At 64.6% G+C, this 15,663-nt stretch carries 15 protein-coding genes and 1 pseudogene; 4 read left to right on the top strand and 12 right to left on the bottom strand.

The genetic code is table 11. The annotated features are described in order from the left end of the window. Positions 1-43 precede the first annotated feature (43 nt). The 4 genes from NATTI_RS0114605 to NATTI_RS0114590 form a co-directional block, all read right to left on the bottom strand. A complete protein-coding gene (locus tag NATTI_RS0114605; RefSeq protein WP_019991911.1) occupies positions 44-472 on the bottom strand; it encodes an arsenate-mycothiol transferase ArsC in 429 nt (142 codons plus the stop codon). A 118-nt stretch (positions 473-590) separates the two neighbouring features. Continuing rightward, a complete protein-coding gene (locus NATTI_RS0114600) occupies positions 591-1,025 on the bottom strand; it encodes a universal stress protein (RefSeq protein WP_006090235.1) in 435 nt (144 codons plus the stop codon). Positions 1,026-1,087: 62 nt separating this feature from the next. Further along, complete coding sequence (gene pdhA / locus NATTI_RS0114595) at positions 1,088-3,196, bottom strand: pyruvate dehydrogenase (acetyl-transferring) E1 component subunit alpha (RefSeq protein ID WP_006090233.1); 2,109 nt, start codon at positions 3,194-3,196, stop codon at positions 1,088-1,090. 191 nt (positions 3,197-3,387) lie between these two features. After that, the gene (locus NATTI_RS0114590; protein ID WP_006090230.1) at positions 3,388-3,978 is read right to left on the bottom strand and encodes a 50S ribosomal protein L15e; all 591 of its coding nucleotides are present in this window, start codon (positions 3,976-3,978) and stop codon (positions 3,388-3,390) included. 451 nt (positions 3,979-4,429) lie between these two features. On the opposite strand from NATTI_RS0114590, the gene NATTI_RS0114585 reads away from it, so the two are divergent. Then, positions 4,430-5,161, top strand: a complete 732-nt coding sequence (locus tag NATTI_RS0114585) for a hypothetical protein (RefSeq protein ID WP_006090228.1) — start codon at positions 4,430-4,432, stop codon at positions 5,159-5,161. Positions 5,162-5,208: 47 nt separating this feature from the next. Here the strand turns inward: NATTI_RS0114585 and NATTI_RS0114580 are convergent, their stop codons facing one another. Together NATTI_RS0114580 and NATTI_RS0114575 are read right to left on the bottom strand one after the other, a co-directional pair. Then, entirely contained in the window at positions 5,209-6,114 is a 906-nt protein-coding gene (locus NATTI_RS0114580; RefSeq protein ID WP_006090227.1) for a serine/threonine-protein kinase RIO2, read from the bottom strand. A 321-nt stretch (positions 6,115-6,435) separates the two neighbouring features. Then, the gene (locus NATTI_RS0114575; protein WP_006090225.1) at positions 6,436-7,047 is read right to left on the bottom strand and encodes a hypothetical protein; all 612 of its coding nucleotides are present in this window, start codon (positions 7,045-7,047) and stop codon (positions 6,436-6,438) included. A gap of 125 nt (positions 7,048-7,172) precedes the next feature. Between NATTI_RS0114575 and NATTI_RS0114570 the strand changes: the two genes are divergently transcribed. Beyond that, on the top strand, positions 7,173-7,604 hold the full coding sequence (locus tag NATTI_RS0114570) for a helix-turn-helix domain-containing protein (RefSeq protein ID WP_006090224.1): 432 nt from the start codon (positions 7,173-7,175) through the stop codon (positions 7,602-7,604). Between the two features lie 117 nt (positions 7,605-7,721). Then, on the top strand, positions 7,722-8,558 hold the full coding sequence (locus tag NATTI_RS0114565; protein WP_006090220.1) for a lipoate--protein ligase family protein: 837 nt from the start codon (positions 7,722-7,724) through the stop codon (positions 8,556-8,558). Between the two features lie 119 nt (positions 8,559-8,677). Here NATTI_RS0114565 and NATTI_RS0114560 read toward each other — a convergent pair whose 3' ends face one another. From NATTI_RS0114560 to NATTI_RS0114550, 3 genes and pseudogenes are all read right to left on the bottom strand, one after another. After that, a complete protein-coding gene (locus NATTI_RS0114560) occupies positions 8,678-8,956 on the bottom strand; it encodes a hypothetical protein (protein WP_006090218.1) in 279 nt (92 codons plus the stop codon). Between the two features lie 126 nt (positions 8,957-9,082). Continuing rightward, entirely contained in the window at positions 9,083-9,757 is a 675-nt protein-coding gene (locus tag NATTI_RS0114555) for a class I SAM-dependent methyltransferase (RefSeq protein WP_006090216.1), read from the bottom strand. A gap of 60 nt (positions 9,758-9,817) precedes the next feature. Beyond that, a pseudogene (locus NATTI_RS0114550) lies at positions 9,818-10,123 on the bottom strand (ADP-dependent NAD(P)H-hydrate dehydratase); the annotation flags it as partial. A gap of 257 nt (positions 10,124-10,380) precedes the next feature. On the opposite strand from NATTI_RS0114550, the gene NATTI_RS0114545 reads away from it, so the two are divergent. Then, a complete protein-coding gene (locus NATTI_RS0114545; RefSeq protein ID WP_006090212.1) occupies positions 10,381-11,010 on the top strand; it encodes a phosphoribosyltransferase in 630 nt (209 codons plus the stop codon). A gap of 33 nt (positions 11,011-11,043) precedes the next feature. Here the strand turns inward: NATTI_RS0114545 and gdhB are convergent, their stop codons facing one another. The 3 genes from gdhB to NATTI_RS0114530 all read right to left on the bottom strand — a co-directional run bounded on the left by gdhB (position 11,044) and on the right by NATTI_RS0114530 (position 15,625). Further along, positions 11,044-12,360 carry a glutamate dehydrogenase GdhB gene (gdhB, locus tag NATTI_RS0114540; protein ID WP_006090210.1) on the bottom strand — a complete coding sequence of 439 codons (1,317 nt, stop codon included), beginning with the start codon at positions 12,358-12,360 and terminating at the stop codon, positions 11,044-11,046. Positions 12,361-12,375: 15 nt separating this feature from the next. Continuing rightward, positions 12,376-12,516 carry a rubrerythrin-like domain-containing protein gene (locus tag NATTI_RS26120; RefSeq protein ID WP_006090209.1) on the bottom strand — a complete coding sequence of 47 codons (141 nt, stop codon included), beginning with the start codon at positions 12,514-12,516 and terminating at the stop codon, positions 12,376-12,378. Positions 12,517-12,607: 91 nt separating this feature from the next. Next, positions 12,608-15,625, bottom strand: a complete 3,018-nt coding sequence (locus NATTI_RS0114530) for a bacterio-opsin activator domain-containing protein (RefSeq protein ID WP_019991909.1) — start codon at positions 15,623-15,625, stop codon at positions 12,608-12,610. Positions 15,626-15,663 lie beyond the last annotated feature (38 nt).

Below are 15,663 nucleotides of genomic sequence, written 5' to 3'. Positions count from 1 at the left end.
TCACTGTAAGACCGGGAGCTTCGGTGCTCCCGATGTCGATCAGTTATTCGTCGCGAGTCGCTTCGAGTTCGTCGAACAGCGACTCGACTCGCGTTCGAATCTCCTCGCGGATCTCGTGGACCGTCTCGAGGTCTTCGCCGTGGGGATCGGGCAGATCCCAGTCGCGGACGCTCGTCTCGGCCTCGAGCGAGAGCGTCGAACAACCCATCGTCGCGACGTAATCACAGGACTCGAGCGTCTCGTCGTCGATGTACCGTGGCTCGCGCCCGGCCAGGTCGATCCCGTTCTCGCCCATCGCCTCGCGGACGATATCGTGGACGGCGTCCGCGGGGTGCGTGCCGCCGGTGTGGATCACGACCGCGTCGGTGAGACCGCGCGCCTCTCGCTCGCGTTCGGCGTATGCGGTCGCCATCTGGCTTCGGCCAGCGTTCTGGACGCAGACGAACGCAACGTGAGTGTCGTCATCAGTCATACTCGGGAGGAGACGCTGGGACGCCCTAATCGTTCGTATGTGGGCTCCTGTGAGAACTATACACGTAGGTACTGGCCGCGAGACGCGGCCGGGCCGACTCGTCGTCGCGTGACCGGAGTTACCGAACGATTGTCACCGGAACGGACGATCGGCGGGCGACCTTCTCGGCAACGCTGCCAAGCAGGATACGACTCGCGCCCGTCCGTCCGTGGCTGCCGATGGCGATGTGGTCGACGTCGTTGTCGTCAGCGTACCCGACGATCGATCGCGAGATGCCACCGACGATGTGGTCCGTCTCGATCTCGACGCCGTGTTCGGCCCCCACCTCGCGTGCGTGTTTCAGAATCTCCTCCGCCCGACTCTCGTGAGCGTCCTGAATCTCCTCGTAGTTGGCCATCGCACCCCCTTCGATCCCCGTTGCAGCGTAGAAATCGCCCGGATCGAGGACGTGCAACGCCGTGATTCGTGCCTCAGGATAATCCCTGCAGGCGAATTCGAGGGCTTGCGTCGACCGATCCGAGTCATCAACGGGAACGAGTACATGATCTACCATATCTCGACCTACGCCGGCCTCCAAAATAAGCTTCGGCCTGGAGGAGGGCTGGAACCCGACGCTTACTGTGAGGCGACCCGTTCGATCGCGGTCCGAATTCGCTTCTCGTCGGGTCGGTACGCGTCCTCGCGACCGAACAGCGGCACCGGAACGTCGTAGCCCGCGACGCGTTCGATCGGGGCCTCGAGGTGCCAGACCGCTTCGTCAGAGATGCGGGCCGCGATCTCGGCGCCGAAGCCGCCCGTCCGCGGCGCTTCGTGGACGACGACGCAGCGGCCCGTCTTCCGGACCGACTCGAGAACCGTCTCGGCGTCCATCGGGCTAATCGATCGCAGGTCGATCACGTCGGCCGACAGCTCGCTCGTGTCGACGGCCCCCTCGACCTCGCGGACCATCGCCCCCCAGGTGACGACGGTGACGTCGGACCCCTCCTCGACGACGCGTGCCTCGCCGAGGGGAACGGTATGATCCTCTGGAACCGGCCGCCGGGCCGCCCGATACAGCGGCATCGGCTCGAGGAAGAGTACGGGATCGGGGTTCCGAATCGCGGACCGGAGCAACCCGGCCGCATCACCTGCGGTGGCGGGAATCGCGACCTTGAGTCCCGGCACGTGGGCGTAACCGGCCTCGTAGCTCTCGGAGTGGTGCTCGAGGGCTTTCACCCCGAGTCCGTAGGGAGCCCGGATCACCATCGGACAGGTGAGTTTTCCACGGGAACGGCTTCGAATTCGCGAGACGTGCTGGTGGATCTGAGAGAACGCCTGAAAGCTGAACCCGGCGAACTGGATCTCCGCGACCGGCCGGTAGCCGGCTACCGAGAGGCCGACGCCGAGCCCGACGATGCCGGCTTCTGCGACCGGGGCGTCGTGGACCCGTCCCGGAAACGTGTCGAGCAAGCCTTGCGTCGCCCGGAAGACGCCGCCGTCGACCCCGACGTCCTGCCCGTAGACGAGGACGTCCTCGTCTCGTTCTAGCTCCGCGCCCAGCGTCTCCCGGATCGCCTCGACCATATTCAGCCGTTCGACACCCTCCGTGGTTCCCGATACAGTCGCCGTCGAGCCGCCATCGCCACGCTGACTCCCGTCTGCGGGGGCTACCTCGCGTCCCGAATCGCTGACGAACGCCTCGCGCTGGCGCTCGAGGAACTCCGGCGGATCGCCATAGGCCGTCTCGAACATGTCCGCGGGATCGGCGTTTGCGGCGGTCTCCCGGGCCGCCTCCAGATCGTTCTCGAGGATCTCCTCGATCTCGCGCTCGACCTCCGTGACGGTCTCGTCGTCGAGGATCCCGCGGTCGCGGAGGTAGCGCTCGAACCGGAGGATGGGATCTAACGGTTCCCACTCCTCTTCCTCTTCGACCGTCCGGTAGACTGAGGGGTCGTCCGCGGTGGTGTGCATCTCCCGGCGGTAGGTCGTCGCCTCGATGAGCGTCGGAACGCCGCGTCGAGCGCGCTCGATCGCCTCCCGCGTGACCGTGTAGACGCCAAGGATGTCGTTCCCATCCACCTGAATCGGCTCGATACCCGCGGCGACGGCCTTCTGGGCGAGGGTGGCGGCCCGTGTCTGTTTCGACAGCGGCGTCGAAATCGCGTACTGGTTGTTCTGGCAGAAGAAAATCGTCTGGGCCTCGTAGACCCCCGCCAGATTCATCGCCTCGTACACCTCGCCCTCGCTGGTCGCCCCGTCGCCGAAGTAGGTGAGCGCGACGGTGTCGCTGCCGTTCATCGCTTCGGCCCAGCCGATTCCGGCGGCGTGGAGCGGCTGGGTGCCGACGGCGATCGACGGCGGCATGATCGGCACGTCATCGGGCGGTTCGCCGCCCTCCTCGAGCCCCATTGCGTACTCGAAGATCCCCTGTGCGGACAGCCCGCGGGCGAGCGCCGACGGGTGTTCGCGGAACGCGGGCACCGTCCAGTCGTCGTCCGAGAGCGCCGCGGTGCTCCCCACCTGAGCGGCTTCCTGCCCCGTCGACGGCGCGTACGTCCCCAGTTCGCCCCGCCGCTGGAGGGCGATCACCCGCCGGTCGAGTCGGCGGGCGTGTTTCATCGTCCGGTACCACTCGAGCAGCCGCTCGTCGTCGATATCGGGCTCCAGAGATTCGTCGACGCGGCCCTCCTGATCGAGCACCTGCACGCGATCGATCGTGAACTCGGCGACCGGTGATCGTGGCATACCCGCCGTACCACGGACAGCTACTTAGTGTCCGTCTCGGATATCGCGCAGAGTGAGACTGCAACGCGGAGCGATCGCTACTCACTCCGAGAGCCACACCGCCGTCTCAGGACGCCGTCGCTCTCGAGTGCGGACGAGTCGCCAAAAATCGAAGCAGTTGGTGTAAAGCCGACTGTGATCGGCGGAACGGGTTACTTGCCGCGGCCTTTGCCGCCGTTGTTCGACGGGCGGACCTTCTCGGCGCCCTTGCCGCGGTTGTTGAGACCGCGGTTGGCCTTGCCAGCGTTGGTGAGGCCACGGAACGCGCGGTTCTTGTGTGCGTCGTCGCAGATCCAGTTGAGATCGTCGTCGTTCTGGATGGCGGGGTGTTCGGGATCCACGAGGATCACTTCGAACCACTTCTGCGAGCCGTCTTCCCCGACCCAGTAGCTGTTGAGCACGCGCAGGTTGGGGTACTTTCGGGAGACGCGCTCCTCGCCGATACGCTGGATGTTCTTACGCCGCCCGATGCGGTTGACACCCTGGCGCTTGGATCGGCGACCGGCCGTGAATCGTTCCTTCCGGGCGGTCCCCTTGCGGACCGAGACCCGGGTCACGATGATGCCCTGCTTGGCCTTGTAGCCGAGTTCGCGCGCCTTGTCGAGGCGGGTCGGGCGCTCGATTCGCTCGATTGCGCCTTCCTTTCGCCATTCCTGTTTTCGCTGCCACTGCAGCTCCCCGAGCTTACCGTCGTCGGGGTCTTTCCATGCGTCCTTGATGTGGGAGTAGAAGCTTTTTGCCATAGCTATCACCGCGGGCGTTTCCTGGTTCAATCCCGACCGGGGCCGGTCCCCGCGGATCACATCCCGACCTGTGGTGGCGTCGACGCCGAACAGGTGCCCGCTGATGCCCGCGACTCAGCGAGTCTACGACAGTCTACCCAACTCTCGAGTATAAGGGCTTCGAACTCCGGGAGCGTGCTTGACGTCGAAAAGGGGAACCGGCGTGCTCGAGTAGGCCGACAGAGAACCCCACTCGCGCGGATCGCCGCCACCGCTCACCGACTCTGGCGTCAGTCGAAGTGAGTGGGCTATTTTGTATATCGATATTAGGTTGATGCTTGGAGTACGGCCGCTCGAGTCCGATACGACCAGAGCCCCACACACGGTGTCGAGAGGGTCTCTCCCTCAGGATCGTCCGATTTATCTAACGATGCTAACATAACTATATCTCCTCAGGACGCGTACTATGTGCATGGTCTTCAGCATCATCGACGCGATGACTGATGGGTTCGACCGCACCCGAGAGCGGAACGGGCTCATCTTCGTCGCCGTATTTGCCGTACTTGCCGTGGTGAACGCCCTTGTCGCACCCACGAATCTCGGCCCTGCCGCAGAAACCGCACCGGCGATCGGCCTCGTCGACGTTGCTACGGGCCTGGTTTCGTTCGCCATCACAATTGCGACGCTGGTCCTCGCGATCGTTGCGCTGCGAACGTTCGCCTCCGACGAGCGAGAGATCATCCCGCGTGAGTTCCAGCGCAGAAATATCGGGCTGGCCACGCTCAACCTCTTCGTCGGGGCGATTGTCTTCGCCCTCGCCGTCGCCGTCGGGAGCATCTTTCTGATCGTTCCGGGGCTGTTCATCCTCGTCAGCCTCTACTACTGGAGCGTGTTCGTCGCGGTCGAAGACCAGAACTTCGTCGAGGCGTTTCGCAGCAGTTGGGCGCTGACTCGCGGCAGTCGACTCCGACTGTTCGGTCTCGGCGTCGCCGTCGTCTTCCTCGGCTTCATCGTCAACGTCGCCGTCGGCGTGCCAGCGGTTCTGGCCGGCGGGGTTATCGGCACGACCCTCGTCCAGATCGGGGGTGCCGTCGTCACGGTGTACGCCCTCGCGACAACCGCTCGCGCGTACGATCAACTGCACACGCTCGAGGAGCCACCGGAAGCCGAGCCGCGACCGGGTGCCGCCGGCACGCCGGCCTGAGAACAGTTCGATCCACCAGCACCCGTTTTTACGACTTCCGACGCCGATCAGACGTCAGTCACCGTCTCGAACGACCCGTCGGCGACCGATTCCGCGACGTCGTCGCTCTCGAGTTCGTCGGGCACGTGCTTGGGGTACTTCCGCCGGAAGTAGCCCACGATGTTCGTGAGATCGCGCCGGAGGAACTCGTCGGCGTTCTCGTGGTCGGTCGGGACCGCCTGGGGCCAGTCGAAGACTTTCACGCCTGCCTCGCTGACGAAGACGTTGTACTCGCTCATGTCCGCGTGGACGTACCCCTCTTCGTACGCGCGCGCGACCTCGCGAACGAGCAGGTCGAGAACGCCGAGCACCTGTGCGTCCTCGAGTTTCGTTCGCGAGAGTTCGACGCCGTCCATCTTCTCCATGACGATGGCGTGGCGGTTCTGACCGATCGGACGGGGGACCGAGACGTCTGGATACAGCTCTTCTAAGATGTCGTACTCCCGTTCGGCGGCTTTCCGAGCGGTGTACATCCAGGAGACGTGCTCGTTGTCCGAGGTGTAGTCCCGTTCCTTGTGGACTTCCCGGAAGTTCGTGTACCCCTCGCGGTGGTACTTCAGCGCGTGGGGTTTGTAGGATTTGACCTCGTAGACGTCGCTCTCCTTGCCGACGCCCAGCGGCGAGCCGAACTCGCTGATCGTGTCCTGCTCGACGAGCGCTCGCAGCGCGAGGATATCGTACCCCTCGAACTGGAGCGTGTAGCCCTCGTACTGGATCGTTTTCTTCTCGACCAACCCCCGTTTGAGACAGCGTTCGAGCCGGTAATCGACTTCCTCCTCGGTTAGGCTCGAGAACTTCGGGAGTTTCTCCCGTTGAACCCACTCGGAGAAGCGCATTCCCTGCTCGACCCCCGATAGGAGATAGAAGTCTTCGGTCTCGAGTTCCGGAAGTAATCCGGCGACGTTCCGCACCATAGCGCGTGGTAGCCGGCGTGTACGTAAAAACGTCGTGACGTGCGGATTGCACTGTCGTGATCGGTCTGCCCGAGAACGTTCGTCTTCGACCGTCGTTCGATCGGCCGTTCTCGGCCTTTCATCCAGTTCTACCTGCTGTTCAGGCCATGCGTCGTATCGTCACTGCCGCCAAGATAAATCGTATTTTGCGATATCAAACCGCATTCCGGTCGGCGGAACTCACGCTACGAGCGGTATCTCTTCACTGGTGCGAGCTACAGGATCATTGCCGAGTTCAGCTCTAGCGCTATCACAACGGGTCAGACAAGTGGTCTCGCCTACTCACGGAATCGATCCGACTGCATCCGGGAGGTCAGCAGGAACTTCCCACTCGAGGACTCGGCCACCGGCAGCTTCCTCGAGTGCTGCCAGATGGGAGGCAGCCATACCGTTATCGTAGCGCTCTCGCGTTTCCGCCTCGGTATCGTAGATTCGCTTTAGCAGCCAGAGCGCGTCCCGAATACGAGTTTGGTACCGGTACAGATACCCGAGTTCCCAGACGTGCCCGCCGTTGTAGTCCTCGAGGACCCCGACGATGTGGGTCGCCATCTCGGAGAGGATGTCGAAGGCGGGAGCCCACAGTTCGAGTTCCTCGCCCGTGAAGCCGAAGTCCTCGAGCCGAAACGCAGCCGCTGCCCGCCGTTCGTCGAGGAGTGTACAGACCTCGGTCCGCCGCTTTCCAGGACCGTCGTCACCGCCACGCCCGATTACCAGATACCGTCGTTCCGAACGTTTGATCGCCGTGAACCGATCTCCGTGTAACCCGTTTTTCAACTGTTCGTGCTGTTCGGGTGTCGGCTGTAACTGATCGTCGTCGACGAGTTCGTCGGAATCGACGCCGTCGAGGTACGAATCGATCGGTTCGTCTCGCGGGGGGTCTTCGCTATTCGTCACGCTATTTCATAATCAGTCGGACAACTAATATAGGTACTGTTCGATGGAACATTTCGGGAACGGTTAGTGAAACAGTTGATTCTATCGACCGAGTGTTTATGAGAGATGCCACCGTAGTGTCCGATATGCACCCGGAAACGACCCAACCAACCGACGGCGGTGAGCGAGGGCCCACGGACGGGTTCGACACGTGGCTTGCCCTCCAGAAATCGACGGATAGGACTCGTGCGAACCTCCTCGCGGATATCGTTGGTCACCCGAAGGGCGCGCCGAGCGTCAAGGAACTGGACTACATGAATCCCAGCCTCGAGGCGGATGCAATTCGCCGCCACCTCAAGACGCTGCAGGAAGTCGGGGTCCTGGAGGAACTCGAGGTCGAACCCGGAACGCGAGTTCGAGGCTATCCGTACAAGTTCTACCGCGTAAGCGAGGCGGCGCGGGAGCTGTTCGACCGGAACGATCTCTTCCCCGAGGACGCGTGGACGCGACAGTACGAACGAGTGCAGAAGACGGGTGAGATCGAGGAGATCGAAGCGATGCCTCGTCCGAGTCCGTAACGGCTGTCGATACTGCACTGCGTTTCCGGTCTGATCGACATCGAGACGAATCGGGTGCGTAGTCGGTTCGCTCGTCGGGTCGCAATCACTAACTCGGTTGCGGATGACCGAACGGGTATGAGCGACCTCGCCGATCAGGAGTGGCGGCTGATTCGAGACGACCCTCGTGCTGGCGACGTACAGATGGCCGTCGAGGAAATCGCCGCGCGGACGGCACTCGAGGACGACCTGCGAACCGTCCGCGTCTACTCGTGGGAGCCGAGTACGTTATCGCTGGGGTACCGCCAGGACCCCGAGACGGTCGACTGGGACTACTGCGAGCGCGAAGGAATCGGCGTTACGCGCCGCCAGACCGGCGGCGGCGGCATCTACCACGATCGCAACGCCGACATCTCCTACACGATCGTCGCGCCGGCCGACGAGGTGCCCGGGAACCTGATGGACTGTTACGACCTGTTCTGCCAGCCCGTGCTCGAGGGACTCCAGCGCATGGGTGTCGACGCCGACTTCGCGGGCGCCGAACAGTCGTCGATCTACCAGCCCTCCTGCTACCTCCGGGATATCAACCCGGCCCACGATGTCGTCGCACCGGCGGGGGAGGGGGCGGACGCAAAGAAGATCAGCGGCAACGCCCAGTACCGCCAGCGCAATGTCGTCATCCAGCACGGCTCGATCAGTTACGACCTCGAGCCCGCCCACCACGTCGGCGTCTTCGACACGGATCTCGAGCGCGAGACGTTCACCGATCGGGTGACGAGCATCCGTGAGGAAGCGGGGATCGACCGCGAGGAGGCCGTCGACACGCTCGCGACGGCGCTCGGGGAATGGTGCGACGCCGACGAATCGGGATGGCGCGAGGGCGAGCTCGAGGCTGCCCATGAGCTCGCCGACCGGAAGTTTGGCGCCGACGGCTGGATCCGGAATCGGGAGGTCCTCGAGGCGACCGAACGGTGACTCCCGCGGGCGGTGCCGTGGCTCGGGGTCAGTAATCGATCGGAAAACGGGGATCGGCTCGAGCCACACCGTGGGACGATAGCGGGTTGGTTCGTCGACGACGAGCGAATCGCACCTGTTCAGCTCATAATCGCTTTCCAGCTCCAGCCGCCGACGATGATGACGATCAGCGCGAGGACGAAGAACACGCCCCACTGCTGACCTTCGGTCTCTGCGATCGGTGCGAAGATATCGATGAGACCGGTAAACTGCATCGCCGCGAGCATGATCAACAGCAGCGAGAAGATCGAGACGACGGCGATCCCGATCCAGTTCCGGGCCATCCACTGCCCCTCCTCTTCGGCCTCTTGCTTGGAGGTTGTGGTCGTCTCCGTTGGCTCTCGATCTGGTTCGGACATACACTGCTCTTGTGCGGACTCGCGGGAAACGGTTCCACCTGCAGACTCCGGGTTCGGTAATTTCGACGGCGAAGCGAGTGCCCGCTCTCGAGCCCGGCCCCCTTCGAGAACACCGAATCAGAGCCCCTATCCGAGAACGCCGCTCTGCCGGCGGCGCAACGTTCCCCGGACAATCGGCGTCGCCGGGAAGACGCCGATATCGAGCCGGTCTATCTCCTCGACGGCGAGCCCGTCGTGGCTGACGAACCGCGCGACGGTCTCGCGGGTGAGATGACAGCCGCCGGCCCCGCGCTTCCAAAGCGGATCGAGCAGTTCCTGGCCGGTCCCGCGCCAGCCGTCGGCGTGGACGTGCTCGAGAAAGCGGAACTCGCCGCCCGGTTTCAACACCCGGACGACCTCCTCGAGCGCCGCGTCCGGATCCTGTATCGTACAGAAGACGACGCCGGCGAGGACGATGTCGAAGCTCTCGTCGGGGTAGGGCAGCGATTCGGCCCGCGCGTCTCGGAGGTCGACAGCGAGACCGGTCTCACGAGCAGCGTTTGCTGCCCGTTTGCGCATGTGTGGATCCGGTTCGATCGCGTGGTACTCGAGGTCGTCCGCGGCGGCGTCGACGGCGAACGGGAACATATCGCCGGTGCCACAGCCGAGTTCGAGCACCCGACCCGAGAGGTCGCGCGCGAGGTACGCTCGCTCGGCCTCGACTACCGCCGGTTCCGGACACAGATCGTAGACCGCGGCGAAGACGGGGTGGGAGATCTCGCCGTGCGTCGTCGCCGCGGATCGAGAGCGCTGTTCGGACATTTCAGTATACGTGACGACGCGCGAAAAGTAATGGTTTCCCGTCCCAGTAGGGGGTACAACTCAGCGGATCGTGTCCGGGATCCGGTCGATCACATCGGTCGCGAGGACGCCTGGGCCGTACTCGGCCGTCGCCAATTCCCCGCTCTTGCCGAGGATCCACGCGCCAAGCTCCGCCGCGTCGCCGCGATCCATTCCCTGCCCGAGCAGCGAGGCGGTGATTCCGGCCATCGTGTCGCCCGTTCCGGCGACCGTCAGCGCCGAGGTCCCCGTCTCGTTGCGCTCGCGTTCGCCGTCGGCGACGATCTCGTCGACGTTCCCGGTCAGCGTCACGACGGCGCCGGTCTCCTCGGAGATATTCGATAGCGTCCGCTGAAGACGTCCCATACATCCATTCCCGAACGGCGACGGGTAGCCGTTCGGCAGGCGTGTTCTGGTCGCTTTGGGACGCTGTACGAAACGACCGAATACACACCCCGGCGGACTGATCTGTGCAGAATCGCTTGAGCACGCGAGAGTCTGCGCCACCGAACATGGCCGATCACATCCGACCGCGGATCGGTTCAAGTTCGAACCCCGTCGTGTGCCACGACAAGCCATAGTGGGTGGCCGCCATACTTCGGCATATGTTCGACGACAGAACCGGTGCCGGCAATCGACTCGCCGCCGAACTCGAGACCCGCGGCCTCGAGGCCGATATCGTGCTCGGAATTCCACGCGGTGCGCTCCCCGTCGCCCGGCCGGTTGCGGACGCGCTGGACGCCGACCTCGACGTGGTTGTCGCCCGGAAGATGGGTGCGCCAAAGAATCCCGAGCTGGCGCTCGGAGCGGTCGCCAGCGACGGCAGCGTCTGGTACAACGAGGACCTCATCGATCGACTCGGCGTCTCGGACGACTACCTCGAGGAGGTACGGGCGTCGGAGGCGAACAACGCTAGCCAGAAGGCGGATCGCTATCGCGAGACCTCCGGACTACCCGATCTCGAGGGGAAACGCGTGGTGGTCGTCGACGACGGCGTCGCAACGGGTGCGACCGCGAGGGCCTGCCTCCGGCAGATTCGTGAGTCCGGTGCCGAACACGTCACGCTCGCCGTTCCGGTCGGCTCGCCGCGCGGTCTCGAGGACCTCGAGGCCGAAGCCGACGACGTGATCGCACTCGAGCAGCCCCAGTCGTTCCGCGCGGTCGGGCAGTGCTACCGGAGGTTCGGGCAGGTGACTGACGCGGAGGCCCTCGAGTACCTCGAGCGGAACGGTTAGTTCCCCATGGGGGGTCTCGAGTTGGAGCCCCAATCAGGGCCAGAGTCCACGCATCTCGTGGGCCTCGGCGACCCGCGACAGCGCGACGACGTAGGCGGCGTCGCGCCAGGTCACGTTCTTCGACTCGACCTCGTCTCGAACGGCCGACCAAGCGCCGACCATCTCGGATTCGAGTTCCTCGTGGACGCGCTCGAGGCTCCACTTCCGGCGGTTGATGTCCTGGAGCCACTCGAAATAGCTCACCGTCACCCCGCCCGCGTTGGCGAGGATATCGGGGATCACGTGGACGCCGCGCTCCTCAAGGATGGCGGCGGCGGCGAACGTCGTCGGACCGTTCGCGCCTTCGACGACGATGTCGGCCGCGACATCGGCGGCGTTGTCCGCGGTGAGAACGTTGCCGACAGCGGCGGGGACGAGAACATCAACGTCGAGTTCGAGCAGCGCTTCGTTCGATATCCGGGTGATGTCGGGGGTCTCGGTCGCGTACGCGGTAACCGCCTCCGGCTCCTCGTCGTGGGAGGGGATCGCCCCGACGTCGATCCCGTCGGCGTCGTAGATCGCGCTGTTGACGTCGCTGACGGCGACGATGGTCGCGCCCCACTCCTCGAGCAGGCGGGCGGCGTTCGCGCCGACGCTCCCGAAGCCCTGGACGGCCACCGTCGTATCGGAGAGCGGGTAGTCGTAGTAGTCGCAGGTCTCGCGCGTAACGATGGCGACGCTGCGACCTGGTGCTTCCTCGCGGCCGTAAGAGCCGCCGACGACGGGCGGTTTGCCGGTGACGACGCCGGGGATAGTCTCCCCTTCCTGCATACTGTAAGCGTCCATGATCCAGGCCATCGTCTCGGGATCGGTTCCCATGTCAGGTGCGGGGATGTCCGTCGTCGGACCGATGACCGACCGGATTTCCTGCGTGAACCGGCGCGTGAGTCGCTCCTTCTCGCCGTCACTCAGCGATTTGGGGTTGACGACGACGCCACCCTTCGCGCCGCCGAAGGGGAGGTCCATGACGGCGCACTTCCAGGTCATCCACATCGAGAGGCCGACGCACTCGTCGCGCGTGACCTCGGGGTGGTAGCGCAGTCCGCCCTTGTAGGGGCCGCGGACACTGTCGTGCTGAGCGCGATAGCCGGTGAAGACCTCTACCTCGCCATCGTCGCGCTCGAGCGGGACGCTCACTTCCGAAACCTTCGCCGGGTGTTCGAGGCGCTCTAAGACGGAATCATCGATCTCGAGGTGGGCCGCGGCGCGCTCGAGTTGTCTGCGTGCGGTCTCGAGTGCGGTTTCGGGTTCGGCCGTCTCGGTCGCCTGCTGCTCCTCGGTAGACACTGCGGACTGTTGGTGTGATGCCATGAGATCAAAACTGGATTACTCGATCGGTGTTCGACGATTGCGCATATCGGCGCCGCAGTCGGGACAGCAGGCGGCCGTCGTCGCGCGGACGACGGTTCCGCAATCGAAACACTCGTAGCTCGATACATCGTCGGGGTTGAACTGGACGTCTTTCATGGGAGAGGCGGATATTGTACTTAGGAATAATAGGGATATTAGGAAAGGCATATTCGTCAGATAACTAGCGTCGGCGAAATTGTAGGGTTCACTATTCAACCACTGCCACAGTATTTGCCGGAAGACCGATCTCGTCGAACAGGATCGTGAAGAGTTTGCGCTGAACGGTCCGGATATGACGGTAGAACGCGGCCGGCGAGATACCCAGCGTATCGGCAACGTCCTCACCCGAGCGCTCCCGGGGCGAGGTGAAGTAGCCGCCGTAGTACGCCAGTTGGACGACCTCGAGCTGTCGCTCCGTGAGGCGCTCGAGGAGTTCCGTCCGGAGATCGCGTGTCGTCGTCCGGTCGACGCTCCGTTTGGCGTGCAAGTCGACGTCTGCGAATGCGCTCGAGACGACATCCACGCTGCCGCCCGGGTCGACTGTCCGCGGCACGTCGACGACGACGCGGGTCTCCGTTGGTGTCGCCTCGACGCTGCGCAACACGACGCCGTGATCCGCAAGTTGCAGCGCCAGAAACGGCGGCGAGAGTTCGATGAGCACCGTTCCGCTCGCGATCTCTGCAGCACCGTTGCGATGGGTGTCGTCGCCGCCGTCGCCCTCGTGGTCGCTGTCACGGTGATCGCCAGCGTCGACATCACCGCCATCGATAACCTGTACGCCTTCGACGGCGACGAGATCGGCGGCTGCGTCCACGACGGCCTGCGGGGAGCCGCCCTCGACGGTCGTAAACACCGACGCGCCGTCCTCGTGTAGCCGAACGCCACCGTCGAACGAGAGCGTGCAGTCGGCCCGACGGGCGAGTCGAGAAAAGACGAAGCTCTCGTCGCGGACATCGAACTCGAGACGGGTCCGAGAGTCGGTCAACAGCGCCTGTTTCCGTTCGACGGCGGCGATAGCGGAGGCGATCGTCTCGCCGAGTTCCGCGAGTACCGTGCGCGTCACCTCGTCGAACGCGTCGGGTTGGTCGGCGTAGACGGTCAACACGCCGTAAATAAACTCGTCGTACGCCAGCGGGACGCCGGCGACGGACTGGTACTCCCGCGACAGCGCTTCGGAGCGCCACGGCTCGTCACGAAGCCGGTCGACGACGTTCGAGACCACCGTCACCTCGCGGGTGGCCGCCGTCCGGGCCGCGGGCTCGGTTGCGTCCGCCAGCGAGAGCGAGACGCTGTCGAGGTAGTCCCGTCCGCGGCCCGTGCCACCGTGGGTGTTCGCCTCGAGTCGCTCGTCCGCGACGTCAGTGGTGCCGATCCAGGCGAACGAGAAGCGATCGGCCGAGGTGAGTCGCTCGCAGACGGCCGCCTCGATCTCCTCGCGGGTCTCGGCCCGAACCAGCGCCACGTCTATCTCACGGATAATCTCGTTCACCCGGTCGAGCCTGGTGAGTTTGCGGTTCTGTCGCTGGAGTTCCCGGTCGCGTTCGCGGAGGGTTCGCTCCCGCGCGACGCGATCGAGGGCCGCTTCGGCCGTCGCCGCGAGCAGGTCGGTCAGTTCGCGTGTGACGTCGTCGAAGGCGTCGATCTCGGATGAGCCGACGAGGAAGACACCGTGATCGCCCAGCGGGACGACGCCCGCGCTCCTGATGTCGGTCGCCGGGTTCGCCAGCGCCGCCGAATCGGCGACGTCCGCGAAGAACTCGGCGTCGCCCTCGACGAAGACTCGTCCCGAGATGCTGTCGGCATTCGCTCGTCGCGGCGCGAGCGGGCCGTTGAGTCGATTCAGACCTGGAGACGAGGCGACCGGCTCGAGGACGTTCTCGTCCCTATCGAACAAGTACGCGCCGCTGGCCTCGAGGTCGAGGACGTCGGTCGCGTCGCCGACGACGATGTCGGCGATCTCGCGCTCGCTCTCGGCGTAGAGGAGTTCCCGTGCCGTACGGTGGAGCGCCGTCAACGCCTCCTCGCGGCGCTTGCGTTTCGTCACGTCCCGACAGCTGTAGAGGATCGTCCCGTCCTGAATCGAGACCTCACGGACGTTGACTAACAGCGTGTGTTCCCGACCGGCCCGATCGGTCGCCGTACACTCGATGTTCGTCAGCACGCCCTCGGCCTCGAGATCCTCGCGGTCGTACAGCTCCGGGCCGAGCAGTTCGTCGATCGTCCCCATCTCGTGGATCGCGTCGTCGTCGTACCCGAAGATGAAGTGGACGTTCGGGCAGACGTAGGTAAACTCGCCCGCGTCGTTCGTGATGAGGATCGTGTCGGTCATATTGTTCAGCGTCACGCGGTGCAGTTCCTCGGACTCGCGTAGCTCTTGTTCGAGTTCGGCGCGTTCGGTGACATCGCTCGCCTGCGCGAGCAGCGAGACGACGGTATCCGAATCGTCTCGAACCGGACGAACCGTCACCTCGAGGGTTCGCGGTTGCGGCTCTGAGCCGTCGTCGTTCCCGGCCGACTCGTCACTGAGCCCGTTCACATCGCCGACGTGGATCTCCACCTCCCGATGGACGACCGTTCCGTTCGCCGCTCGTTCGACCGCACTCCGGAGTCTCGTCGGCCCGGCTTCGACACGCTGCCACCACACCAGTTCCGGAAACGGCCGTCCGCGCACGTCGGCCTCGGGGACATCGATCGCCTCGAGTGCGGGCTCGTTGGCCCGTCGAACGCTGCCGTCGGGGTCCAACACCCACGCGTACGTCCCCGGGTCGTCGAACACCGCGCCGAACTGGCGCGCTCGCGCCCGACAGTTACGTCGATCCGTCCCCCGTTCGATTGCCCGCTCGAGCGCCGCTGTGAGAGCCGTTCCGGACCACTCGCTCGGGACGTACTCCGTCGCCCCCGCCGCGACGGCCTCGGCGGCGAGCAATTCGTCACCGTCACGTGCGGCGTAGACGATCGGCAGATCGGGATCGCGCTCGCGAATCCGCTCGACGAGATCGATTCCGTTCCCGTCCGACAGCGTCTGAGCGGTCAGGACGCAGTCAACGGGGCGTTCCTCGAGCGCCTCGAGAGCCGCGGCTATGCTCGAAACCGTCTCGATGTCGCCGATACTCTCGGTCGTGGTTTCCGTTCGGTCCGTCCACCAGCCCGTGGCCGTTCCCGCGTGCTCGGCGTCGAATCCGACGGCGAGTACTCGCGCGTCGTCGGCGGTCCCTTCGGGAGCCATTCGTCTCGTATACGGACGCGAGGTGGTAGAACCCATCG

Source organism: Natronorubrum tibetense GA33, assembly GCF_000383975.1.
Classification (GTDB): Archaea; Halobacteriota; Halobacteria; order Halobacteriales; family Natrialbaceae; genus Natronorubrum; species Natronorubrum tibetense.
The sequence above is the reverse complement of the archived record's forward strand: the minus strand, read 5'-3'. Positions and strand labels throughout refer to the sequence as shown.

Excerpts from the sequence above, each read along its gene's own strand:
- NATTI_RS0114605 (WP_019991911.1), bottom strand. The coding sequence starts at position 472 with ATGACTGATGACGACACTCACGTTGCGTTCGTCTGCGTCCAGAACGCT.
- NATTI_RS0114600 (WP_006090235.1), bottom strand. The coding sequence starts at position 1,025 with ATGGTAGATCATGTACTCGTTCCCGTTGATGACTCGGATCGGTCGACG.
- pdhA (WP_006090233.1), bottom strand. The coding sequence starts at position 3,196 with ATGCCACGATCACCGGTCGCCGAGTTCACGATCGATCGCGTGCAGGTG.
- NATTI_RS0114590 (WP_006090230.1), bottom strand. The coding sequence starts at position 3,978 with ATGGCAAAAAGCTTCTACTCCCACATCAAGGACGCATGGAAAGACCCC.
- NATTI_RS0114585 (WP_006090228.1), top strand. The coding sequence starts at position 4,430 with ATGGTCTTCAGCATCATCGACGCGATGACTGATGGGTTCGACCGCACC.
- NATTI_RS0114580 (WP_006090227.1), bottom strand. The coding sequence starts at position 6,114 with ATGGTGCGGAACGTCGCCGGATTACTTCCGGAACTCGAGACCGAAGAC.
- NATTI_RS0114570 (WP_006090224.1), top strand. The coding sequence starts at position 7,173 with ATGCACCCGGAAACGACCCAACCAACCGACGGCGGTGAGCGAGGGCCC.
- NATTI_RS0114565 (WP_006090220.1), top strand. The coding sequence starts at position 7,722 with ATGAGCGACCTCGCCGATCAGGAGTGGCGGCTGATTCGAGACGACCCT.
- NATTI_RS0114560 (WP_006090218.1), bottom strand. The coding sequence starts at position 8,956 with ATGTCCGAACCAGATCGAGAGCCAACGGAGACGACCACAACCTCCAAG.
- NATTI_RS0114555 (WP_006090216.1), bottom strand. The coding sequence starts at position 9,757 with ATGTCCGAACAGCGCTCTCGATCCGCGGCGACGACGCACGGCGAGATC.
- NATTI_RS0114545 (WP_006090212.1), top strand. The coding sequence starts at position 10,381 with ATGTTCGACGACAGAACCGGTGCCGGCAATCGACTCGCCGCCGAACTC.
- gdhB (WP_006090210.1), bottom strand. The coding sequence starts at position 12,360 with ATGGCATCACACCAACAGTCCGCAGTGTCTACCGAGGAGCAGCAGGCG.
- NATTI_RS26120 (WP_006090209.1), bottom strand. The coding sequence starts at position 12,516 with ATGAAAGACGTCCAGTTCAACCCCGACGATGTATCGAGCTACGAGTGT.
- NATTI_RS0114530 (WP_019991909.1), bottom strand. The coding sequence starts at position 15,625 with ATGGCTCCCGAAGGGACCGCCGACGACGCGCGAGTACTCGCCGTCGGA.